This window comes from Alcanivorax sp. 97CO-5, from assembly GCF_000524665.1.
In the GTDB taxonomy this organism is placed as follows: Bacteria; Pseudomonadota; Gammaproteobacteria; order Pseudomonadales; family Alcanivoracaceae; genus Alcanivorax; species Alcanivorax borkumensis.
In genome coordinates, this window is record NZ_KI965888.1 from 246,722 (window position 1) to 270,346 (window position 23,625).

The following is a 23,625-nucleotide window of genomic DNA, read 5'->3' on the forward strand; positions in this document are numbered from 1 at the left end:
CCGGTGAAGTGTGCGCCAATTATAGGTCAGCCGTGGCTGTGGCTCGACCCTAGCCTATCGCATTTGTGTCGGTCAGACCCTAGACTATTCCTTTCCCCCCAACAGAATGAGCCCGGACCCCCATGCTGGACAAATACGTTAAACGGATACTGCAATCCCGCGTCTATGACGTGGCGGTGGAAACTCCTATTCATGCAGCGCCGTTAATTTCCAAACGTATTGGCAACCGGGTGCTTCTCAAGCGTGAAGACCTGCAGCCGGTGTTCTCTTTCAAACTGCGCGGAGCCTACAACAAGCTGTGTCAGTTGAATCAAGAGCAGCTGGCCCGTGGGGTAATCTGTGCCTCAGCGGGTAACCATGCGCAGGGATTGGCCTTGGCCGCTTCGTCTATGGGTGTGAAGGCGGCGATTGTGATGCCGCGCACCACGCCGGATATCAAGGTGAGCTCCGTGCGGCGTCATGGGGGTAAGGTTGTGTTGCATGGTGACAGCTTTGATGAGGCCCTGGCTCACGCATTGAAACTTCAGGAGCGGGATAACCTGACCTTTGTCCACCCCTACGATGATCCGGATGTGATTGCCGGACAGGGCACTGTGGGCATGGAGATTCTGCGTCAGCAAAGCCGTGATCTGGATGCTATTTTTATCCCAGTGGGTGGCGGTGGTTTAGCGGCCGGTGTGGCCGCCTATGTGAAATATGTGCGCCCGGAGGTGAAAGTGATCGCCGTGGAGCCGGAAGATGCAGCTTGCCTGAAAGCGGCCTTGGAGAAAAAGCGCCGGGTCACGCTGTCGGAAGTGGGGTTGTTTGCCGATGGTGTTGCGGTGAAGCAGATCGGCAAAGAAACCTACAAGGTACTGCGCGATCATGTGGATGAGGTGATCACTGCCACCACCGATGAAATTTGTGCTGCGATTAAGGATTCCTTCGAAGATACCCGCGCCATCTGTGAGCCGGCGGGGGCATTGGCGTTGGCGGGTCTAAAGAACTGGGTGGCCAAGCATAATGTAAGAGATCAGACCCTGGTCGCTATTCAGAGTGGCGCCAATGTGAACTTTGATCGTCTGCGCCATGTGTCTGAGCGGGCTGAGCTGGGTGAGCAACGCGAAGCCATTTTGGCGGTCACGATTCCTGAGTCTCCGGGTGCGTTTCGGGCGTTTTGCCAGGCCCTGGGTCGGCGCGGCATCACCGAATTCAATTACCGTTACAGTGATGATCGCGACGCAAATATCTTTGTGGGTATCCAGCTGCGCCCTGATGGTGAAGCCTTGCAGGCGTTAATGAACGAGCTGCAGGAACGCGGTTATCCAGTGGTGGATATGAGCGGCAACGAGATGGCCAAGCTACATATTCGTCATCTTGTGGGGGGGCACACTTCCCGGCAGGACCTTCAGGAGCGCTTATTTCGAGTGGAATTTCCAGAGCGCCCCGGTGCGCTGATGAAGTTTCTCCAGTCTTTGGGTGAGAAATGGAATATCAGCCTGTTCCACTATCGTAATCACGGAGCAGCTTACGGTCGCGTATTGGTGGGCTTCCAGGTAGAGGAAGGCAGGCAGTCTAAGCTGCTAGCCGACCTTAAGAGGGTGCCTTATCCTATGGTGGAGGAAAGTGAAAATCCCGCCTACCGATTATTTTTGAACTAAACGTTTTTTAGTTGGTCGATTATTCGGCGTAGCCGATTTTACTTCTGTTTAGTTTGCAATCGCCCCTGCTCTCTCTAACGTGCTGATTTTACAATCATCTCTGCTGAGAGAGGGCGGAATTTGAGGTAGGAAGTGATCTTTGTGGATAGAGGGTTACTGTAGTTTTCTGTTAAGAAGTGTCAGCAATCACCGCTAACTGCTTGACTTTACATTTGCTAACGATCAAATTTTGATCCAGTTGGCATTCAGTGCTGTTGGATCAGACTAAAGTGTTAGCTTTGTTAAAGCCTTTTGATTATTTTTTTCATATTGCTGTACCGTTTGGGGAATAACACAATGAAGAAAAAGCCGGACGCCTTAGTGCTACTGGCCGTGGTTTTTGGGTTGGGAGTGCTTGTTAGCAGCCTGACCCATGGCGGGAATGAACCGGATTACCGACGTTACGCTGACAGTGCAGGTATTACCGTCACTCAGACGGCGCAGTAACAATACAATCCACTGGCTGGTCCCACGGGGCCACTGGTAGTTCGCCCTGCTCCATTTTCTGAAAATCATACCCTGCAGCTATTAGCCGTGGCCTGCGGGGGTATCTTGTCAGTTGCTCCAAAGTACGATCATAGTAGCCGCCCCCCATTCCCAGCCGGTATCCCGCCTCATCAAACGCCACTGCCGGCAAGATAATGACATCAAGCGCCCATAAGGCTCGGCCGCGATAACGCACGGCCGGCTCCTGTATGCCATAGGCGTTGGGGCGCATGGGGTGGTGGTGGTGCCAGAGCCGAAACTGCAGATAACCAAGCCGTAGCGGGTCCACAAAGGGCAAGTAGGTGGTTGCCTGTTGGAAGCGGGGATGGTGCAGTGCGGGTTGCAGGTCCAGTTCGCCATCGTTGGGCAGGTAGATGGCCACGTGGCGGGCCGGGCGATGCTGAATGGCTCGGGCCAGTGCTGGGCCGAAACGGATACTGGCTCGGCGGCGCTGGCCTTTGCTAAGGGTGCGGCGGCGCTGCCGGAGCTGGCGGCGCAATTGCCGTCGCAGGGCTGCAGTCATAAGAAGGCATGAGTAATTATAAGGGTGCTTCCCGGTCTGCCGCTGTGGGTTTGACCCTTGAACCGAAGGTTCAAGGTGGAGGCAGCAGCATTGCCCTCAGGCTTTCCGCTCAATAGGCGGACATGCACATGGGCAAGGCAATATATGCCCCCGGGTAGTACATTATCGGCTCAGGGACCTGACCCTCTGGCGCACAGGCCAGGAAGCACTTGGGGGTATTATAACAGTGCGGTGGGGGCGGGGTCAGTCTTGACAGAGAGGAGAGTTGCGAGTTGAAACGCGAAAGGTGATTCGTATGGCGACGAGAAGTGGCGCGTTTCAACGTTGAACTTTTAACCCGCCGCTCAGAGCCTGCGGCGGGCGTCTTCGAAGGCTTGAATTTCTTCTTCCAGCCGGCCGAGCAGGGCTTGAACCCGGGCTTCGCCTTCGGAATCTTGGGAGACGCTCTGGCGAGCACGGAGTAATTCGTGGCTCATGTTCAGGGCGGTCATGATGGCGATGCGTTCCAGGCCGATCACGTTGGCATCGCGCACTTTGCGCATCTGATCGTCCAGGTGGCGAGCGGCCGCCAGCAGGTTGTCCTGTTCCCCGGCGGGGCAGGCGACGCGATACTCCTTGTCCAGTAGATGAATTACTAGGGAGTTTTCGTTAGACATTCCGGATTACACCGCATTGGCTGTGGGTCAGGCAGGAGGCCATGCTCAGGACTCCTGCTCGAGAGATTTCAAACGCGAAATGATGGCCTCGACTTTATTGCGGGCGGCATCATTCTTTTTCAGTAACTGGGCCCGTTCTTCAACCAGTTTTCCCTCGCGATCTTGCAGGGCCTGGTTCTCCTGACGCAGCTTTGCGCTAATGCGTAGCAGGTCATCAACTCGGGCTTCCAGTTGCCTTAGTTGTTGTTCCATCGTCATGGCAAAATGGTCGCTGTTCGCCTAAGGTAGCACCCCTGCACCTTACCGGTATTGTCCGGCAATGATGCCCCAACCCGGATTGCAGGCTTTTTGTACTATAGGTGTGGGGTCTGAAAGGGTCAATGAAATTCAAGTATGGTAGCCACTTAGGCTACACTTCTCCGGTAATCTCCAACTCTGCTTCCGGGGCCGCTGTGCCACCGAAGAGCGGCTGCTGAAAACGGAAAGACGCATGTCCAACGATATTGATTTTGAGGTTCTCGTCCAAGGGCTGGCTGCGGCCGGTGTGAAACATTCTCCCAGTGAGCTGCAGGGCGTAATCGCGGGCCTGCTAGCGACTGGGCACGGTAGCCATAATGAAGAGTTACTCGGTGTGCTGGCTGCCCATGTGGATATGCCCGAGGGTTTTGGCGCCGAAATGAACGGCGCTTTGTTGGCGGTGCGAGACCAGTTGCATGCAGGCTATCAGGGTACCGGCCTGGAGCTGACGCTCCTATTGCCGGCGGATGACGATGACTTGGGCTTGCGAGTGGCGGCGCTTGCCCAGTGGAGCGAGGGGTTTTTAGTGGGTTTTGGCACTGGTTCAGCCAATACCCACGACAAGGACCTGCTGCCGGGCGTTCAGGAAGCGCTATCGGATCTGGCCGCCATCAGCCAGGTGGCTACGCCGGATGATAACGGCGACGCGGAAGAAGATATGTATGAGCAGGTGGCCGAACACTGCCGAATGTCGGCCCTGATGATTTACACTGAATTGGTCATGCGCCATCAGGGCAAGCCGGACTCCGCGCCAGCGGACAAGGCACCGCCAACCCGTCACTAAAGAAATATAGGGTGCAGCATGCCTGACGCTACACGTGAAAATCGATAAGCGACCCGTGCCCGCTAAGGAGTAGTTTTGAGTATCAGCCGTGAGGAATTCGCCAGTCGTCGTCAGGAATTGATGTCGATCATGGGGCCTAACAGCATCGCCATTCTGCCCGCCGCCCCGGAACGCACTCGCAACCGGGATGTGGAGTATCCTTACCGGCAGGACAGTGATTTCTGGTACCTCACCGGCTTTGCGGAACCTGAGGCGGTGATGGTGTTGCTGCCGGGGCGCGAGCACGGTGAGTATGTGCTGTTCTGTCGCGATCGCGACCGCACCATGGAAATTTGGAACGGTTACCGTGCCGGGCCGGAAGGGGCGGTGTCTGAATACGATGCGGACGATGCGTTTCCGATCAGCGATATTGATGAAATTCTGCCGGGCCTGATCGAAGGCAGCGAGCGGGTCTATTACGACCTTGGCCACGATAGTGAATTCGACCGCCGCCTGATGGGCTGGGTGAACAGCATCCGCGAGCGGGTGCGTAGCGGGGCGCATCCGCCCGGTGAATTTGTAGCCTTGGCGCATCATCTGCACGACCAGCGACTGTTCAAATCCGCGGCGGAAGGCAAAATCATGCGTAAGGCGGCCAGCATTTCCGCTGGCGCCCATGTGCGGGCCATGCAGGCGGTGAAGCCAGGCATGATGGAATATCAGCTGGAAGCGGAATACATCCACGAGTTCATGCGCCATGGGGCGCGCAGCCCAGCCTACCCGAGCATTGTCGGCGGTGGCCCGAATAGCTGCATTCTTCACTACATTGAAAATACCGGGAAACTGAAGGACGGTGACCTGGTGTTAGTGGATGCGGGTTGCGAGCTGGACTACTACGCCTCGGATATCACCCGGACTTTTCCGGTGAATGGTACATTCAGCAAGCCACAGCAAGCCTTGTATGAGCTGGTGTTAGCCAGTCAGTACGCAGCCATCGAAGCCACACATCCGGACAATCACTGGAACGTGCCCCACGAACAGGTGGTGAACATTCTTACCCAGGGTTTGATGGATCTGGGCCTGCTAAAAGGCGAGTTTAACGAGCTGGTGGAAACTGAAGGTTATCGATCCTTTTTCATGCATCGCACCGGCCATTGGTTGGGGCTTGATGTGCATGATGTCGGTGACTATCGCATTCAGGAGCAATGGCGTCAGCTTGAGCCGGGTATGGTTCTGACTGTGGAGCCGGGGTTGTATGTGGCGCCGGATGATACTTCCGTGGATGAGCAATGGCGTGGTATTGGCATTCGTATTGAAGATGATGTGCTGGTAACTAAAGCCGGGTGCGAAGTCCTTAGCCACGAGGTGCCCAAGGACGTGGCGGATATCGAAAAGATAATGAAAGGCAATTGAACGCTTAACCTTGACGCGTCAAGAGTGCGTTGTGCCGAGCAGGGAAGTAAGTTGTCGCGGGTACGGCTTTGAAGAGCCTGTAGCCCCTGGTTTTTACTTTTCAATGTTGAGCTCGCCCTGCATTTTTGCGCCTCATACGGTGCCCCTATAGCGACAGCGAAAATGGACGTTGGAATGACGCAGCAACCTCTGGTGATCGTGGGTGGTGGTATGGCCGGTGCTTTGCTGGCGCTATTGTTGCGCCATCATGGGGCGGGCAGAGTGGTGTTAGTCGAAAACCACCCGTTGTCGTTGCCAGAGTCCCCGCCGTTAACTCCTAGTTTTGATGCCCGTAGTACGGCCTTGTCCGCAGGCACTTTGTCGGTGTTGGGTGATCTTGGGCTGGCGGACGCCATTCGCGAGCACGCTGCTGCCATTGATACGGTACATGTGTCACGACAATCCCGGCTTGGCATTACCCGCATATCCGCCCATGAAGAGGGCGTGGATCAGTTGGGCGCAGTAGTCGAAAACCGCTGGCTGGGGTTTGTGCTGCTCGGCGCCTTGTTTGCGGATAAGAGCATTCAAGTGCGGGCACCGGAAACACTGTCTAGTATTTGTCGCGTTGAAGGTGGCTATCAGGTGAGCCTGGCCGGTGGTGAGGTGCTCGAAACGCCGCTATTGGTCGCAGCCGACGGCGCTCGGTCGAAGACCCGGGAGTGGCTGGGGATCAGCGCGCGGGAGCATGACACCGGGCACGATGCGTTGATTGCCAATGTCTCTTTGGCGGCGGGCCATGAAGGGATCGCTTACGAGCGCTTTTTGAATGATGGCCCCATGGCCTTATTGCCGTTGCCGGATCAGCGTATGGCGTTGGTGTGGACAGGGCCGCGCGAGCAGGTGGACCGTTGGGTGGCGTTGGAGAATAGCGAAGTGCTGGCACAATTGCAGGCCCGTTGCCCGGCAGGCGCGCCACGCCTTTCCAGCATCGGCGAGCGCCAGCGTTATCCGCTGGTACTCACCGAGGCCTGTGCACAGGTGGTGCCTCATGGCGTGGTGGTCGGTAACGCCGCCCATACCTTGCACCCGGTGGCGGGGCAGGGCTTTAACTTGGCGGTGCGGGATTTGTTGGCACTGGCGCAAACCGTGGCCGGCAATTCAGATCCCGGTAGCTTGGTGACCTTGCAAGCCTACGCGCAAAAACGGGAAAAGGATCAGGCCATGATCAGCCAGGCGTCTCGTTGGGTGCCAGAACTGTTCCGGCTGCAGCACCCGCTTTTTGCACACAGCCGCCAGCTGGGGCTAGTGGCCATGGATATTTTACCCGGGCTGCGCAGCGGTTTTGCGAAACGGGCCATGGGATTGTGAAAGCACTTAAAAACGTGAGGACAAAGCGTGCATCCCAATAGCGTGTCGTCTGCAAGCGAAAAACAACACATCGTCATCGTCGGCGGTGGCATGACTGGCGGGCTGCTGGCGGTGCTGCTGGCGGAGCAGGGGCTTAACGTCACCGTGCTGGACGGTGCGCCTGCTCCGGCCATGCCTGAGGGCGCAGCACAATTACGGGTATCTACGCTTACCGAGGCCAGCCATTGGCTGTTGCGTAATACCGGGGTGTGGGATTGTCTAGATCTGTCGCGGGTGCAGCCTTATCACGCCATGCAAGTGTGGGATCAGGATGGCACCGGTGAAGTGTTATTCCGGGCGGAAGAGGTCGGGGCAAAGAGCCTGGGCTGGTTATTGGAAAACGGGCATTTGGCTGCTGCTCTGTATCGTAAAGCCGCAACCTTGCCGACGCTGGATTGGCAATGCGGTGTGCAGGTCGATGCCTTGCGGCGTGATGCCAAGACTGGGCAATGGGCCGTGCGCAGTGGCGATTCGTTCTGGCAGGCTGACTTGCTAGTGGGCGCCGATGGCGCCCGTTCGCAAGTGCGAGAGCAGGCCGGCATCAGCGGTGGGCCCCGCGATAGCGGGCACCATGCACTGGTGGCCACCATTGCCACGCAACGGCCCCATGACGGTTGTGCCAGGCAAGTGTTTATGGAAACCGGGCCGTTGGCGTTGCTGCCGTTATTTACTGGCGAAGGTCAGGATGATCAAAGGCAGTGTTCTATTGTTTGGTCCGGTTGGCCGCAGCGGATTGCGGCACTGCGAGACAAGGGCGCAGCGGCGTTTGCGGCGGAATTGCAGGCTGCTGTGGGCGACGCTCTGGGGCCTGTGACCCTGCTTAGCGAACGAGCGGTGTTTCCCATTCAGGAGCGCCACGCTAGCCAGTATATATCTGCAGGGCTGGCGCTAGTGGGAGACGCAGCCCATGTGATCCATCCATTGGCTGGGCAGGGGGTGAACCTGGGATTGTTGGATGCGGCGGTACTGGCGGAAGAGGTGAGAAGGGCCTGTGAACAGGGGGCCGGCTGTGCTGACCCTAGTGCGTTGGCCCGTTATCAGCGCCGCCGTCGCGGAGAAAATTTGCTGATGCAAAATGCCATGCGTGGGTTCCAGTCCCTGTTTGAACAGCGCGCCCTGCCGGTGCGCTGGTTGCGTAACACGGGCATGCGCTGGGTAAATCAGGCGGGCCCAGTGAAAGGATTCTTTGCTCGTCAGGCCATGGGGCGAAGCGCGGACCTTCCTGCTAAAGCGAGCCCCCCCGTTTGGGACGCTAGAGCTAATCGACATTAGCTGGCATACTGTCATTAATTAAGAATCATTACTGTTTGAGAATAGTTGGAGCGAATGGATATGCGCGTGTTTGGCATCATAGTTGGCGCCGTGATTATGGCGTCTGGTCTGTGGGGGTGTTCTGAGCCTGCCGCTGATGAAGAGTTAGTGGTTTATACCTCTCGCAATGATCATCTTATTAAACCGGTGTTCGATGCCTACACCGAGGCAACTGGGGTGCGAATCCGTTATATCACCGATAACGCTGCGGCCCTTACCGCCCGCTTACAAGCTGAAGGCGAGCGCTCCCCTGCGGACATGCTGATTACTGTGGATGCGGGTAACCTCTGGAACGCAGCTGAAAAAGGGCTGCTTAGCCCGGTGGAGTCGGAGGTGCTGAGCAACAATGTCCCCGCGGCACTCACTGACCCGAAAAAGCAATGGTATGGCCTCACCGTGCGTGCGCGTACTCTGGTTTACTCACGCGACCGGATACAGCCCAGCGAGTTGTCCACCTATGAAAACCTGGCGGACCCTCAATGGAAGGGGCGCCTGTGTCTGCGCACGTCTAAGAAGGTTTACAACCAGTCATTGGTGGCGACCATGATTGAGCGCCAAGGCAAAGAGAAAACCGAGGAAATTGTACGTGGTTGGGTGGCTAATTTGGCCACGGATGTGTTTTCCAATGACACCGCGTTGATGGAAGCGATCGTCGCAGGGCAATGCGATGTGGGCATTGTTAATACGTACTACTACGGTCGCATGAAGCGGGATAATCCACAGCTACCGTTGGAGCTATTCTGGGCCAATCAAGACACCAGTGGCGTGCATGTGAATATCTCTGGAGCGGGCGTTACTGTGAATGCGCCGCACCCGGAAAAAGCCAAGGACCTGCTGGAGTGGTTGACTCAACCTGCGGCTCAGGAACTGTTGGCCGACCGCAACCTGGAATACCCGGTGAATGCGTCGGTGAAGCCGCCAGAAGAAGTGCGCTCATGGGGTGAGTTCAAGGCCGATGATCTCAACGTCAGTGTCGCCGGTGCCCTACAGGTCGAGGCGGTGAAACTGATGGACCGCGCAGGGTATCGCTAAGCGGTGATGCGGCGCGGCGGGGTTTCGTGCGGTGGGGCCAGCGTGATTGCGCTGGCCCTGTTGGTTGTGGTGCCTATTCTGGTGTTGCTCGCTGCCTGGCGACAGCAAGAGTGGGCTACCTGGCAGCACCTGATGGATACGGTGCTGCTACGCCTGATTGGGAATACCTTGTTCCTGATGGTGGGTGTGGCTATTGGCGTTTCGCTGCTGGGCATTACTCTGGCTTGGTGTATGGCGACCTTGGAGTTTCCAGGTCGTCGCTGGCTGCAATGGGCTGTGTTGCTGCCCATGGCCATGCCGGCGTATGTGCTGGCATTCGTGTTGGTGGATCTGCTCGATTACGCCGGGCCGATACAAACCCAGGTGCGCGCCTGGTGGCCGGCCTTTCCCGGGTTCAGTGCCCGCCACCCCCTGTGGGTCGTGGTCACTCTTTCTCTGGTGCTTTACCCCTACGTGTACATGCTGGCGCGGTTGGCTTTTCAGGCTCAGGGGCGTGCTGTGCTGGAACAGGCGCGCATTCTTGGTGATGGCCCGCTACGGGCGTTTTTCAAGGTGGCGCTGCCCATGGCCCGGCCGGGCATTGCTGCAGGGTTGGCGCTGGCCTTGATGGAAACCCTGGCCGATTTCGGCGCGGTGTCGGTGTTTAATTTCGATACCTTTACCACCGCCATCTATAAGAGCTGGTACGGCTTGTTTAATTTGCAGGCGGCGGCGCAGCTGGCCTCCTTGCTACTGCTGTTTGTGCTGGTGTCATTGTGGCTGGAGCGCCGTGGCCGGCGCCGGGCCCGGTTTAGTGAGCTGGGTGGCCGGCAAATAATGCGGGTGCGGCCGCGTTTTGCCTGGGGCATTTCGGTGTTCGCCTTTGCTGTGTTGTTCATGGCATTCCTGCTGCCGGTGAGCCGGCTGTTGTATTGGGTGGTGGGCACCGGTATCGAAGGCTTGGATAGCCGCTTTGTCAGCCTCATCTGGCGTACTTTTTTGCTGGGTGCTATGGCGGCTTCATTGATTTTGGTGTTGGCCGGCTGGCTGGCTTGGGTGAAGCGTCACCAGCCCTCTCGGGTGGTCTCGGGCTCGGTGCAGTTGGCGACGTTGGGCTATGCCTTGCCTGGGTCAGTGCTGGCGGTCGGCATCATGGTCAGCTTCAGTGCCGTGGAGGCTTGGCTGGATCAATGGGGTGTATCGATTCCGCTGGCGGGCGGGCTGGCGGCGTTGGTGCTTGCCTATGTGGTGCGTTTCCTGGCAGTGGCCTTTGGTCCAGTGGAAAATGCCCTGCAACAGGTGCGGCCCAGTTTGGTGGAAGCTGCCCGTACCCTCGGTGCTAGCGCATCAGAGGTGGGTCGCCGGGTCTATCTGCCGATGATGTTGCCAGGGTTGTTTACCGCTTTGCTGCTAGTGGGCATTGATGTGATGAAGGAAATGCCTGCTACCCTTCTATTGCGGCCCTTTGGCTGGGATACCTTAGCGGTGCGCATTTACGAACTGACGGCAGAAGGTGAGTGGCAGCGAGCCGCAGCGCCGTCGTTAACCTTGGTGTTGTTGGGGTTAGTGCCCGTCATTGTGCTGAGTCGGCGCCGTTGAATGTTGCTTCTCCTAGCAGAAGTATTCTCTTCAGGGCGGGGTTATTTGCTCGCTATTTTAAAGAATTTTACGTTTCCTCGCCGTTATTAACGATAAATGACGCTTTCTACCGATGTGGGCAGATGTGCACTTTTGCATAATGTAAGGCATTATCCGTCGCTGTCTCAGCAGCAGGTAACGTGAACGCGCTGAATAGACAGTGTAAGGGCAGCAACAAATGAGGGTTTTCTTTCGAGGAACCTCGCCGCCGTAGCCGGTAGCGTACGGGTGTTACCCTAAAATGCAGGAAGGGTGTGCTTTGGAAGGCGAGTTGAGCAAGGACATCATCACCGATGGTATACTGAGCGGCCAGCCCGCGCATCGGCACCCAGTTCCGCGCCAATGAAATTCCTCGTTTAGCGGTGGAGTAACCTATAGCGAATCCCCGTTGGGGACTAATGCCTCGGTGAATGTGAGCGGCCAGCATCAGATTTCTCGAAGCCCGTACCTTCGACATTTACGACACTCCGCCCGCCGTTTACCCGCAGCCCAGCACGCAGGTTGACGCTAGTGGCGAAGTGAATGTGATCAGCGGTTTGATCGCGCTTAAATTTTAAACTTGGGAGAAAAACACAAAAATGATGCGAATAAGCATACTTTTTGCGGCCGCACTGGTGCTGATTGCCTGTGGTGATAGTGGCAGCAAACGGACGGTGGATTACAGTGGCAACACCAGCGGCCAGGTATTCTATAGCTACCCGGCGGATGGCCAGACTCAGGTCTCGGTGCACGCTCCGGTGGTGGTGCAGTTCTCCGAAGCACGAAATATAGCGCCGGCGAATATTACCCTTGCGGGCCCAGACGGTCCTGTCGAGGTGGACGTCACCGAAGCCGATGAGTGGCGCTCAGTGATTGTCACGCCACGCGAGGCGCTGGCGTTCAACAGTGAGTACACCCTGAGCGTGAACGGTGTCAGCCTAACCGGGTTAGAGGATGGCACACTGAGCTTTACTACCGCCTCGGCGCAGGAAGGCCCGCACGTCGAGCAGGTGTTAAGTGATGAACTGGTGATCAGTCGGCGTATGCCGTTTGGGGATGACCAGCCGTTCATGGATTTCTCCACCATCCACCTGCAATTCTCGCAGCCGCTGGATCGCACTACCGTGGATAACACCACAGTAAGCTTGAAAGATGCTCGCGGAAACCGGGTTGCGGCCACCTTGCTGGTAGACGGCACACGGGTAACCCTTGATCCAAAGAATGACCTGACTCCGGGTAGCGAGTACACCCTGCAGCTGGATGGGGCCCTGACCAGTGAAACCGGCGTGGCTTACAGCGGGGAAAATAGCATCACGCTAATCCCGCAAGATTCCGCCCCCCGGGAAACTCTAGTGCTGGAGGTCATGGCTGCAGACCCTACCAAAGAGTGTAACGCGAGTGGCGTTATGCTGTCGCCGCTGAGCGGGGATCCGATCAATTGCGTGCCATTAATCAGTAAATTGTTGGGCGATGACACCTCCGCCAAGCTGTCTGGTGATGTGTTTGCAGAGTTAGGATTTATACCCAATTATCCGGACGCCGCCCCATTGCGAATCCGCAAAGGTTCGGTCCTCAAGGGTGAGTCGCTGGATGTGCTGATCGTCGGCGAGTTGCCCGCGAGTTTCGATTCTGGAGAGGTGACCGTGAGCTTCCTGTCCGATGCCTCTGGGTATCTTTCAGTGGCCCCGTATAGCACGGCTCACGAAGCACCACGACGGGTGCAGTTGACCCTAGACCTTGCGTTCTCTACAGCAGATTCCCGCGCCAACGGCGCCTTCACCCAGACCCTACTGCAGGTCGAGTTGGTGGGTCGCGCTATTGTTGTAGATGGTCGCATGGTCATCGATGCCCTAGGCGTGGTAGAACCAGATGTGCTGGGCTTGGAAACCGCCTTCGGCGTGCTCAGCTTCCATATGGAATCTTACCAGGATCAGGTAAATGCGCCCGAGCCCGAAGTTGATATTACCGGCCCGGGGCTGCAAAGCTGGCAGCCTGGCGACTACGTCGATCGTTTCCGCCCCGGCGACCCGGTGGTGCTGAACTTTGATGAGATTCCAAACCAGGACACCATTATTCCGGGCACCACAGTGAGGCTGACCCAGCAGGGAGCCCAGGTGCCCTTCCAGTGGCGACTTGACGGTGCTTCCCTGGTGCTTACCCCGGATGCCCCGCTGGAATTTGGCGCCGATTACCAAGTGGTATTCACCGATGGCATACAGGACCTGAGTGGCAACCCGGCCAACCCGCGAACCCTCGACTTCACCATGGTCGATGCCACCACTACCAGTGGCGCGCGCACGCCCTATACCACCACAGTGTATCCCGGCTTCCCCTGCGCCATTAACCCAGGTAGCGAAAACTTGGCCAATGGCATTCAGGGGCAGTGTGTCAGTGCCTATCAAGATGATGCCGGTGATCTTTTGCCGGTGCCGCCCTTGCCTGCTAACCGTTCCATTGAGGTGCAGTTCTCGCGCAACATAGACCCCGATAGCATGAAGCTGGGCTCTGCGTGCGGGCAAGGCAGTGTTCGGGTGGAAAAAATAGACACAGCGGGGAACTGCCTGGATGTGGTGCCCGCCCACCTGACCCTAGAAACGCGCAAGCTGACCATTACCCCGCAACAGCCCTGGGAAGACGGCACCCTGTATCGTTATGTGCTGGCGTCCCATGAGCGGGCAGGTTGTGCCGGTGATGTGATTTGTTCGCAAGACAATATGCCCCTGCAAACCGCCCAGCTATTAGGGCCGGATGCGGATGAGGGTGGCCCGAACATGGCTATTGCCTTCACCGGTGCGCCGCCCAGCGACAATGTGCTGCTACCATTGCGTAATCTGCCCAAGTCAGACGTGAATGCCAACTTTGAGCTGGAAGATACTGAACTCAAAGCGACGGAAGAGCCGCCGGGCAGCGGCTTGTACCCATCACCGACCAATGCCGCCAAGCTGGCTGTCACTGATGTTGGCGGGCTGGTTACGGCGGCAAACATCGGCTGCAATATTAACGATACTTGCCCGGCGGATAAGTTTACTTATCTCAATGGCGGGATCATTGCCGATATCGCTGGCTGGGATGAAGCGGAGCAAGCGCTCAAAGTCATCCTCTATCCGCCCGTGTTGATGACAACCAACACCAGTGTTTACGCACAGATCGCCGGTTTGGTCAGCCCTAACGTGCCCACCGAGCCCTTGGTGATGCGTGGCCGTTATGAGGAGGATGAAAGCGGCAATCGGACGCAGCCGTTAATCGGGTGGATTCGCTATGATGAGGAGGAAGATCAGTTAATGTTTGAGCTCACTCTTGATCTGCTGCTGGATGCCCCGGAAATGGAGGCCCCACTAGGGTTGCCCTTTAACCTGCACGGTTATCCTATGGATGATTTGCAATTGTTGGGCCCTGTGGACTTTTTGGCAGATGGCAGATTGGTTATCAGCTTGTTGAGCATGGCGGATCAGAACATTGATGTGCGCATTGGCGGGCCGGTGGCCACCATTGATCTGCAGCTTCCTACTGGAGGAGTGAACCTCACCTTCCAGAGCGGCTCCATTAAGAAACCGCAGTAACCTCACTGTTTCTAACAGTGGCACTCAAGCCGGCCTGCGGGCCGGCTTTTTTGTGCCTGGGGGCCGGGTCGCGTGTTTGAACGCAGTGTTCCCGCATTGGGCAGATTACTGGCTCAGCCTATGCCGTTTGGCCCCGTGTCGATATAATTCTCTACTCACTCGTTCCATGGTGTTTTTTTATGGCTCATCGCACAGCTTTATACGACGCTCATCTCGCCGCCGGTGGCAAGATGGTGGATTTCGGCGGCTGGGATATGCCGATTAACTATGGGTCGCAGATCGAAGAACATCACGCCGTGCGTCAAAATGCCGGTGTGTTCGACGTTTCTCATATGACCGTAGTGGATATCGCCGGCGCCGGCGCCCGTGACTACTTACGCCAGCTGCTGGCAAACGATGTGGACCGCATTGATCCGGGCCGCGCCCTGTATACCGGGATGCTTAACGATAATGGCGGCGTGATCGATGACCTTATCGTCTACAAACGGGACAATGACTACCGTCTGGTGGTAAATTGCGCGACCCGTGAAACCGATCTGGGCTGGATGGAAAAACACGCGGGCGGTTTTGCCGTGGATATCCATGAGCGTCCGGAACTGGCCATGTTGGCGATTCAGGGGCCCAAGGCCCGTGACATTCTCGCTGGCCTTTTGAATGGCAGCCGCGCCGACGCGGTGAAAAGCCTGAAAGTGTTTGCCTTCGCGGAAGACGGTGATTGGATGATTGCCCGCACCGGCTACACCGGTGAAGACGGCGTGGAAATCATGCTGCCTAACGCGGATGCGCTGACCCTGTGGGAGCAACTGCTTGAAGCGGGTGTATCGCCTATTGGCCTGGGGGCACGCGATACGCTGCGCCTGGAAGCGGGCTTGAATCTCTACGGCAACGATATGGATGAGAGCATTACGCCATGGGAAGCCAACATGGGTTGGACCGTAATGCTCAATGACCGCGAGTTCATCGGTCGCCAGCCCCTGCTAAACCAGAAAGAAAATGGCCACAGCGAGCAGGTGGGTCTGATTTTGGAAGGCAAGGGTGTATTGCGCGCCCATCAGAAAGTTTTAATGCCGAATGGGGAAGAAGGGGAAATTACCAGCGGTACTTTCTCGCCCACGCTAGGTAAATCCATCGCCCTAGCTCGTTTGCCTGCCGGCGCCACCGGTAAGGTGGATGTGGAAATTCGCAATAAACGGCAGGTGGCTCAGGTGGTTAAGCCGCCGTTCGTGCGTAATGGTAACGCGGTGTACAAGGAACAGTAGCAGGATGCTTTGCGCCGCACGCAACACGCGCGGGGCCTGTTTATTAGGCCGGAAATGCCGATAGCATCTCCGGCAAAACATACATTCTGTAGTCGCCATCGACACGGCTACTGAATACATTTCAGCGTGCATGCGTGAGGCGTGCCGCGAGCAAGCGACTCTTAACAGGAGAAAACAATGAGCGAGATTCCAGCCGAGCTGCGTTATGCCTCCAGCCATGAGTGGGCCAAGGTAGAAGACGGTGTTGCCACGGTGGGCATCAGCGACCACGCCCAAGATGCCATGGGCGATCTGGTCTATGTTGAGCTGCCGGAAGTGGGCCAGGTTGTGGCCGCTGGCGATGAAACCGGGGTAGTGGAATCCGTAAAAGCGGCCTCCGACATCTACAGCCCGGTGTCTGGCGAAATCGTTGAAATCAACGAAGCGCTAGAAGATGAGCCAGAGTTGGTTAATAACGTTCCTTATGAAGGTGGCTGGTTGTTCAAAGTGCAGCTCACCGACGAAGGAGAGCTGGACAGCCTGCTCACCGCCGACCAGTACCAGGCGCAGATCGATAGCGAATAACGGTTCGCCGTTTTCGTTGCTACAAGCCTCAAGCTGTAAGCTAAACCCCGCCCGGTTTTCTTTGCTGCTTGACGCTTGCAGCTAATCCCCGTCGTTTTTAATGATGAGGGATTCAACGCCAACACCAACACCATCAGGTACCTCCATGCCCTATATCCCCCATACCCCCGATGACGTGCGCGCCATGCTCGACGCCATTGGCGCCGATAGCATCGAAGATTTGTTCGATGAAATTCCTTCGCACCTGAAAGCCGCAGGCAAGCTCGATGCTCTGCCTGAAGGGCTGAGCGAAATGGACGTCACTCGGCTGATGAGCGACCGTGCTGCCCAGGATGCAGGCGCGGTCAGTTTCATCGGTGCCGGTGCCTACCAGCACCACGTGCCGGCGGCGGTATGGGAAATTGCTACCCGGGGGGAGTTCTACACCGCTTACACCCCGTATCAGGCGGAGGCGAGCCAGGGCACCCTGCAGGTGATCTACGAATTCCAAACCCTGATGACCCGCCTCACCGGCATGGACGTGAGCAACGCTTCTGTCTACGACGGTGCCTCTGGTTTGGCCGAAGCGGTGTTGATGAGCCTGCGAGCCAACCGCAAGAGCAAGTCCCGCAAGGTGCTGGTGCCCACCGCGGTGAACCCGCGCTACACCAGCGCGACCCAGGCCATCGTGGAAAATCAGGACGTGGCCCTGGAAAGGGTGGGCTTCGATGCCGCTAGCGGGCAGACCCCACTAGATGCACTCAAACCCTATGAAGGTGAAGATTATGCCGCGCTGGTGATTAGCCAGCCCAACTTCTTCGGTTCTCTGGAAGAAGTGGATGCGCTCACCGACTGGGCCCATGCCAACAAAATGTTGGTCATTGGTGTGGTTAACCCCACCTCCCTGGCGCTGCTGACGCCTCCTGGCGAATGGGGCGCAGACGGTGCAGATATCGTTGTGGGTGAAGGCCAGCCGCTGGGTGTGCCGCTATCCTCCGGTGGGCCGTACTTTGGCTTTATGTGCTGTAAACAGAAACACGTTCGGCAAATGCCGGGTCGAATCATCGGCCGTACCGTGGACATGGAAGGCAAGCAGGGCTTCACCCTCACATTGCAGGCCCGCGAACAACATATTCGTCGTTCCAAGGCCACCAGTAACATCTGCACCAACCAGGGCTTGGCCATGACCGCGGCGACCATTTACACCTCGCTGCTGGGGCCGGATGGCCTGGGTAATGTGGCGGCTCATTGCCACGCCAACACTCAGGCACTGGCGGACAAGCTCACCGCTATCGATGGCGTTGAGCGTGCCTTCACCGCGCCGACTTTCCACGAAGTGGTACTGACGCTGCCCAAGCCGGCGGATCAGGTGCTGGCGGCGCTGGCCGAGAAAGACGTGCTGGGCGGCGTGAGCCTGGCAGGCGACTATGACATGAATAATGCGATTCTGGTGAATGCTACCGAAGTCCATTCCGAGCAGGATTTGCAGCTGTTCGAACAAGCCCTGAAGGAGGTGCTGGCATGAGCGAGACACAACTGATTTTCCAACTGTCTCATCCAGGTCGTAGCGCCACCTCCCAAGCGCCCAAGGCGCTGGCGGAAGACAAGCTGTCCGCGATTCCAGCGCACCTGCGTCGCAAGGAAAAGCCGGGCCTGCCGGAAGTGTCCGAAATGCAGGTGGTACGTCACTACACCAACCTGTCCAGCAAGAACTTCGCCATCGACAAGCAATTCTATCCGCTGGGTTCGTGCACCATGAAGTACAACCCCCGAGGCGCCAACCGTGCCGCCATGCTACCGGGTTTTTTGAATCGTCACCCGCTGGCACCGGAAAGCCACAGCCAGGGTTTCCTTAGCTGCATGTTCGAACTGCAGAACTTCCTGAAAGAAGTCACCGGCATGAAAGGGGTGTCCCTGGCGCCCATGGCCGGCGCTCAGGGTGAGTTTGCAGGCGTCGCCATGATCCGTGCCTACCACGATGCCCGTGGTGATGATCAACGTACCGAGATCCTGATCCCGAATGCGGCCCACGGCACCAACCCGGCCACCGCCGTCATGTGTGGCTACAAAGTCCGTGAAGTTCCTGTTGGCGAAGATGGTGACGTGGACCTGGAAGCACTGAAAGCTGCTTGCGGCCCACAGACCGCGGGCTTGATGATGACCAACCCGTCTACTTGTGGCGTGTTCGAACGGCAGGTTGAAGACATCGCCAAAGCCGTGCACGAAGCCGGCGGCTTGCTGTACTACGACGGCGCAAACCTGAACGCCATCCTCGGCAAGGTGCGCCCCGGAGATATGGGCTTCGACGTTATCCACATGAATCTGCACAAAACCTTCGCCACCCCCCACGGTGGTGGCGGCCCCGGTGCCGGCCCGGTCGGGGTCTCCGAACGCTTGTTGCCTTACCTGCCCACCCCCATGGCCGGCCAGCGCGATGACGGCAGCTATCACTGGGTCGACACCGACTCGCTGGACACCAGCATCGGCCACTTGAGTGCCTTTATGGGTAACGCCGGTGTCTTGCTGCGCGCTTATTTCTACGCCCGTTCCCTGGGCCGCGAAGGCATGATCCGCGTGGGCGAGTTTTCCACATTGGCGGCCAACTACCTGCTCAAGCGTCTGGAAGCGGTAGGTTGTACTGCTGCCTACCCGGATCGTCGTGCCAGCCATGAGTTCATCCTCACCTTCGCAAAAGAAGCGAAGGAGCTGGGCGTCACCGCCATGGATATCGCTAAGCGCCTGCTGGACTACAACCAGCACGCGCCCACCACCTACTTCCCGCTGCTGGTGCCGGAGTGCTTCCTCATCGAGCCCACCGAAACCGAAAGCAAAGAAGCGCTGGACGAGTTCGTGGATGCCATGGCCGCGATCCTGGAAGAAGCGCGCAACGAACCGGACATGGTGAAAGAAGCGCCCTTCACCCAGCCGGTACGTCGTCTGGATGATGTCAAAGCCGCTCGTGAGCTGGACTTGGCCTGGAGCGAATAAGAGACGCAGCACGCTTCATATAACACGCTTGAAGCGATCAAAACCCGGCGAAAGCCGGGTTTTTTTATGGGTGAAAATAAGTTGAAAGCTCGACGTCGCAGGGCGGATGCTAAAATCAAATCTCGACGCTGAACGCGCATGCCTACCTTGCTACCCCCTATCCAGCGGACTAATCACCCCAGACCGCCCCGGTTCATCACATGCAGATACCGTTCGGTGGTCGACACATCGCTGTGGCCCAGCAACTCTGCACCGTGCGGATGTCATAGCCGCTCTCCAGTAGCCTTACGGGCTTGTCAGGAATGGAAACCGGAATATCTGTGGTTCTATTGCTCATAGCGTTCTCCTTTCCCATAGCTGGCTGGAGCTATGGAAACCCGCGTTCAACAGAAAAGAACGCAAATGCGTGTAGGAGATATCTCAAAATTCGCTAAGCCGTTGATCTTTGTCTCGAGTTGCGACTTAAATGTGCATGGAGTCCCCGGGAAATAGGCCGCTCGTTTGAGTTTTGTCAGAGGGGAAAGATTCTCACTTCTTGGGTACGTTGCTAAAGGTTATGGGCTTATCGGAATTATATACGATGGCCTTTTAAGACATATGTCGAATCGTTCGACTGAATACGCTGTTAGCTCTTCGAGAGGAATTCGTGCAGACATTTAGAGAATTCGATAGACAACTGGTAAAAAATAACTCTCAACTTGCCCTAAACAAGTACGGGCAGAACTTAATGTTTCCTCATTCCAAAGAGTGCGCCACACGCCGGGACTATGCTCTGCATCGGCTCGGGGCCACATCTCAGCAGATGTCTATTCTTAGACAATTTATAGATGCACACATAAAGAGGTACGAAGGGAACAACGGAGATACAGGAGAGCAGCTGGATCTCACATTCAGTGCTATCAACCAACTAAGCTATTGTTTTGATAACCTCCTGTTCAATCTGGGGTCATTGTCAGATTATTTAGGAAATTACCTGGGTTTGTATCTATACGGGCCAAAGTTTCAGACCTTGAAGTGGAGTGGCTTCGTCAACAAAACCAATGATGTTTATGCAGGAAAGGATTTCGGCTCTCTGCTAGCCAAGGAGCACCGCGAGTGGTTTACCAGGCTCCATGAGTATCGTGGAGATATTATCCATAGAAAGGCTATCTTGATTGAGGTTTCAGGGTTTGAAAATAAGAGGTTTATGCCTCATACAGTAGAACGATTAAATTTTAATATTAATGATGCATTAAAGAAGTACTTCCACCTATTCAGGAAGGAGGAGAATCAAGAGCTATACTATTGCGCTCAGAAGATTTGCCATAGAACTATTGACGGGCTTTCTAAGATCTTAGACGCTTCCGAACGGATTGTTTTCGATGAATCCTTTAAGCGTTTTAGGTAATAGGCAGTGAAGCTTAACAAGGAAATGCACGCGGCAAGCGGGCGATTGCGGCGTTAACTTTCGTTTTACTTACTTCAAGGAGGATCTATGGGAATGAATAACAAGAAATTTCTGAATCGAGGAAATACAAATGCCACAATCATTGCTGTAATAGCGGTTTTAGGACTTCTGGCTGTACTCGCATACACATTCTATTCAAATTCAAAGACAAAAATAACAGTTAATGTTGGTGATAACTCTATCGACATGGAGCTTGATAATAGCCAACTTAAAGCTGTGGAGATCTTAAACTTACTTTTTAATGAGCAGAATCGTAAGAGAGAAACACAAGCTTTGCTGAAAGAATTCCACAACGTTTATTATGCGTACGACCCACTGATAACAGAAGAGTTGGCCAAGCTCAAAGGTGATGAAGATGTAGCCCAAAAGCTAAGAGAATTATTGTCTGACCTTCAAGGGCCATTCCACAGAAAATACCATAAATTTTATAATATCGAAGATAAGTCCATTATTGATGCGATAGAAAAACTTGGCTATGACCATCAAGTTTCATCTGCTCTTAGAGATTTAATGGTGCACGCGAAGGGCCCATTTAAAGAAATAGCAAAACCAATGAGATTTAGTGTTCCGGGAGGTAATAGAATTCAGGTTGGAAAAGGGGCGTCGTGTAGATCAAATCCTTATTTCAGAAGAACAGTGAAAATATTTGATCAAACTAAGACAAGAATGGCAGATATTATCGTCGAACAAAGCTTTGATTGTCCTGTTTCAAACGATACTGAAGAGTCGGAATTAATTGATTTAATTCAAATCTCTTTCCAAGACATGAAAAAACTTGTTGGAGATGCTGCCATTCCTAAATTCGAGCCTGGCTTCGCAAAATTTGAGTAGCCAGAGGAGTGTCAGGATGACTAAATATATATTGTTACTACGGGCTCTATCTTTTCCAATTAATGCTTTGTTGGCTTGTTACTACGACGGGCGCGCCTTCCCAAATGGTGCTGTTTTTGGAGCCTATGTATGCACCGGAAATGGTGCTTGGATCGGGAGATAAAAGTTAACAAATCAAGCAAGCGGGACGTGCGGTTCCCCCGCTTTAGTTGACGCCTTCTCCTAACCAGAGGGGGTAGTATATGTCCCGATACAACAATCCGAGAAAGACCTGGCGGTATTCGATAGACTTTAAAGTAAAGGCCTTTGAGCTTAGCTTTCAGGAAGGAACTTAGGTTCAGCAAGTGGCGGCTGGGTTGGATATCCACCCGATGATGCTTTAGAGGTGACGCAAGGAATACGGGGAGGGAGAGATCAAGCCAGATGGCGGTAAGTGTGTTGAGAGGCTGATGAGGGAGGCTTCGCTGGTAGGGCGTGTGGCAAAGCTGTACCGCAGGGTGCCGGGGGTGGAGCGATTCTATCAACGCCACAAGAACCTGCGCCTGAACAGGCTGGCCCCAACCGGGGTAAATCAGCAGTGGGTAGCGGATATCACTTATATCAAGGTTAACCGGCAATGGCGGTACCTGGCGGTCGTGTTGGATGTCTATTCGAGGAAGGTGATTGGCTGGTCGCTGGGGGACAGGAAGACAGCTAATCTGACTCTGAGGGTCTTGCGCCATGCTTTACGGGTGCGAATGCCGTGTTCCGTTCTAATATTCCATACGGATCGTGGAGTGGAGTATGGTGCGTACTTGATCCAGAACGAGCTAGGCAGGCACGGCATCAGACCCAGTATGAATCGGCCTAAACACTGCACGGACAATGCGCATATGGAATCCTTCTTTCATAGTATGAAGGCTGAAGTGATCCATGGCATATCGTTTAAGGATGAGCAAGAGTTGCGAGCGGTTCTGCGTGGCTACATCAACCAGTTTTATAACCAGAAAAGGTTGCACTCTGGCGTTGGCTACGTGACCCCGGCAGAATACGAGAGAATGGCAGCGTGAAATGAAGCGTGTCTATTTTATCGGGGGAAGATCAAAAATTAATCGCTGCGCTCCTGGTTTTCCGGTGAGCAAGGCGTTAGGCCTTTTGAATGAAACTATACAAATACATGGAACGTAAATGGGCTTATAAGTTTCTTAACCATGGAAGTTTAAGAATAGGTACTTTGCATACGTTCCGAGACGAAGAGTCTCATGGTACTGAGGTTGGCGATAAGCTTGAGGGTATTAAAAAAGTTACGTCCAATTCACTCACATATATTGATACTACAAAACCAGAAGGGATTCCCTACTGGATGAAACAAAATATCAATATAGATGAACCAAATAGGTTGGTTATCCACGCACTTGAAGGTATGGGCAGTCGTTATTCTGATCCCGACAGCTATATTTTCTGTATCACCGATTTTTTTGATAAAAAAGCCATGATTGATATGGGTTATAACAGTTGTGTAGTGATCAATGACTCTGATGCATTCTTCAAAGCAGTTACAATGAAACTAAAAAACAAAGCAGAGTTTTGGGGGGCGGCAAAGTGCGTATATCAGTCTCGTGAAGTAAAGGATACTAACGATAAAATTCCAGCATCCTTTATTAAAGAGCCACAATATTCACACCAAAGTGAAGTGCGAGGGCTTTGGCTACCAAAGACAAATCAAACCATTAGCCCAATTAACATTAAAGTAAAAAAGGCAGCAAAGGTTTGTGAATTATATGCCTAACCAGTGCAGCTTGCCGGACTTGCGTAAACTGTCACCTTTTTCGCGCTGCGCAGCAAAAAAACCGCCAGTTCACCCAAGCCGCAACTG

At 55.2% G+C, this 23,625-nt stretch carries 20 protein-coding genes, 1 other RNA gene and 1 pseudogene; 17 read left to right on the forward strand and 5 right to left on the reverse strand.

The window, feature by feature from the left end; all coding sequences use genetic code 11:
- Window positions 1-122 precede the first annotated feature (122 nt).
- Together ilvA and Y017_RS15190 are read left to right on the forward strand one after the other, a co-directional pair.
- Window positions 123-1,640 carry a threonine ammonia-lyase, biosynthetic gene (gene ilvA / locus Y017_RS07185; RefSeq protein ID WP_035459927.1) on the forward strand — a complete coding sequence of 506 codons (1,518 nt, stop codon included), beginning with the start codon at window positions 123-125 and terminating at the stop codon, window positions 1,638-1,640.
- A gap of 336 nt (window positions 1,641-1,976) precedes the next feature.
- On the forward strand, window positions 1,977-2,126 hold the full coding sequence (locus Y017_RS15190) for a hypothetical protein (protein ID WP_155849247.1): 150 nt from the start codon (window positions 1,977-1,979) through the stop codon (window positions 2,124-2,126).
- On the opposite strand, the gene Y017_RS07190 is transcribed toward Y017_RS15190, so the two are convergent.
- The 4 genes from Y017_RS07190 to Y017_RS07200 form a co-directional block, all read right to left on the reverse strand.
- Window positions 2,107-2,688, reverse strand: a complete 582-nt coding sequence (locus Y017_RS07190; protein WP_011589875.1) for a 5-formyltetrahydrofolate cyclo-ligase — start codon at window positions 2,686-2,688, stop codon at window positions 2,107-2,109. The two genes, Y017_RS15190 and Y017_RS07190, sit on opposite strands and share 20 nt — an antisense overlap.
- 24 nt (window positions 2,689-2,712) lie before the next feature.
- A non-coding RNA gene (gene ssrS / locus Y017_RS15045) (6S RNA) lies at window positions 2,713-2,896 on the reverse strand.
- A 136-nt stretch (window positions 2,897-3,032) separates the two neighbouring features.
- Window positions 3,033-3,344, reverse strand: a complete 312-nt coding sequence (locus tag Y017_RS07195; RefSeq protein WP_011589874.1) for a cell division protein ZapA — start codon at window positions 3,342-3,344, stop codon at window positions 3,033-3,035.
- Between the two features lie 45 nt (window positions 3,345-3,389).
- Window positions 3,390-3,602, reverse strand: coding sequence for a TIGR02449 family protein (locus Y017_RS07200; protein ID WP_011589873.1), 213 nt, complete (start codon window positions 3,600-3,602; stop codon window positions 3,390-3,392).
- Window positions 3,603-3,834: 232 nt separating this feature from the next.
- On the opposite strand from Y017_RS07200, the gene Y017_RS07205 reads away from it, so the two are divergent.
- The 11 genes from Y017_RS07205 (at window position 3,835) to gcvPB (ending at window position 19,492) form a co-directional block, all read left to right on the forward strand.
- Window positions 3,835-4,425 (forward strand): UPF0149 family protein, encoded by a 591-nt coding sequence (locus tag Y017_RS07205; protein ID WP_035459933.1) that lies wholly within the window; start codon window positions 3,835-3,837, stop codon window positions 4,423-4,425.
- Window positions 4,426-4,500: 75 nt separating this feature from the next.
- The gene (pepP, locus tag Y017_RS07210) at window positions 4,501-5,817 is read left to right on the forward strand and encodes a Xaa-Pro aminopeptidase (RefSeq protein WP_035459940.1); all 1,317 of its coding nucleotides are present in this window, start codon (window positions 4,501-4,503) and stop codon (window positions 5,815-5,817) included.
- A 174-nt stretch (window positions 5,818-5,991) separates the two neighbouring features.
- Window positions 5,992-7,164: a 2-octaprenyl-6-methoxyphenyl hydroxylase gene (gene ubiH, locus Y017_RS07215; RefSeq protein WP_035459944.1), complete on the forward strand. Its 1,173-nt coding sequence runs from the start codon at window positions 5,992-5,994 to the stop codon at window positions 7,162-7,164.
- 27 nt (window positions 7,165-7,191) lie between these two features.
- Entirely contained in the window at window positions 7,192-8,475 is a 1,284-nt protein-coding gene (locus tag Y017_RS07220; protein ID WP_231483432.1) for an FAD-dependent monooxygenase, read from the forward strand.
- Window positions 8,476-8,535: 60 nt separating this feature from the next.
- Window positions 8,536-9,546 (forward strand): extracellular solute-binding protein, encoded by a 1,011-nt coding sequence (locus Y017_RS07225; RefSeq protein ID WP_035460144.1) that lies wholly within the window; start codon window positions 8,536-8,538, stop codon window positions 9,544-9,546.
- 42 nt (window positions 9,547-9,588) lie between these two features.
- Window positions 9,589-11,124: an iron ABC transporter permease gene (locus tag Y017_RS07230; protein ID WP_231483433.1), complete on the forward strand. Its 1,536-nt coding sequence runs from the start codon at window positions 9,589-9,591 to the stop codon at window positions 11,122-11,124.
- A gap of 617 nt (window positions 11,125-11,741) precedes the next feature.
- The gene (locus Y017_RS07235) at window positions 11,742-14,702 is read left to right on the forward strand and encodes an Ig-like domain-containing protein (protein WP_035459949.1); all 2,961 of its coding nucleotides are present in this window, start codon (window positions 11,742-11,744) and stop codon (window positions 14,700-14,702) included.
- Window positions 14,703-14,881: 179 nt separating this feature from the next.
- Window positions 14,882-15,961: a glycine cleavage system aminomethyltransferase GcvT gene (gcvT, locus tag Y017_RS07240; protein WP_011589865.1), complete on the forward strand. Its 1,080-nt coding sequence runs from the start codon at window positions 14,882-14,884 to the stop codon at window positions 15,959-15,961.
- A gap of 177 nt (window positions 15,962-16,138) precedes the next feature.
- The gene (gene gcvH, locus Y017_RS07245; RefSeq protein WP_011589864.1) at window positions 16,139-16,525 is read left to right on the forward strand and encodes a glycine cleavage system protein GcvH; all 387 of its coding nucleotides are present in this window, start codon (window positions 16,139-16,141) and stop codon (window positions 16,523-16,525) included.
- A 145-nt stretch (window positions 16,526-16,670) separates the two neighbouring features.
- Window positions 16,671-18,029 (forward strand): aminomethyl-transferring glycine dehydrogenase subunit GcvPA, encoded by a 1,359-nt coding sequence (gene gcvPA / locus Y017_RS07250; protein WP_011589863.1) that lies wholly within the window; start codon window positions 16,671-16,673, stop codon window positions 18,027-18,029.
- Window positions 18,026-19,492: an aminomethyl-transferring glycine dehydrogenase subunit GcvPB gene (gene gcvPB / locus Y017_RS07255; protein WP_011589862.1), complete on the forward strand. Its 1,467-nt coding sequence runs from the start codon at window positions 18,026-18,028 to the stop codon at window positions 19,490-19,492. The genes gcvPA and gcvPB overlap by 4 nt, the downstream gene beginning before the upstream one ends.
- A gap of 173 nt (window positions 19,493-19,665) precedes the next feature.
- Here the strand turns inward: gcvPB and Y017_RS15330 are convergent.
- A pseudogene (locus Y017_RS15330) lies at window positions 19,666-19,775 on the reverse strand (tyrosine-type recombinase/integrase); the annotation flags it as partial.
- 363 nt (window positions 19,776-20,138) lie between these two features.
- Here Y017_RS15330 and Y017_RS07260 point away from each other — a divergent pair.
- The 4 genes from Y017_RS07260 to Y017_RS07275 all read left to right on the forward strand — a co-directional run bounded on the left by Y017_RS07260 (window position 20,139) and on the right by Y017_RS07275 (window position 23,538).
- The gene (locus tag Y017_RS07260) at window positions 20,139-20,879 is read left to right on the forward strand and encodes a hypothetical protein (protein WP_035459952.1); all 741 of its coding nucleotides are present in this window, start codon (window positions 20,139-20,141) and stop codon (window positions 20,877-20,879) included.
- 87 nt (window positions 20,880-20,966) lie between these two features.
- Entirely contained in the window at window positions 20,967-21,770 is an 804-nt protein-coding gene (locus Y017_RS07265) for a hypothetical protein (protein WP_035459955.1), read from the forward strand.
- Window positions 21,771-22,183: 413 nt separating this feature from the next.
- Entirely contained in the window at window positions 22,184-22,819 is a 636-nt protein-coding gene (locus Y017_RS07270; RefSeq protein ID WP_369751976.1) for an IS3 family transposase, read from the forward strand.
- A gap of 89 nt (window positions 22,820-22,908) precedes the next feature.
- Window positions 22,909-23,538, forward strand: a complete 630-nt coding sequence (locus Y017_RS07275) for a hypothetical protein (RefSeq protein WP_155849249.1) — start codon at window positions 22,909-22,911, stop codon at window positions 23,536-23,538.
- The last annotated feature ends 87 nt before the right edge of the window (window positions 23,539-23,625 follow it).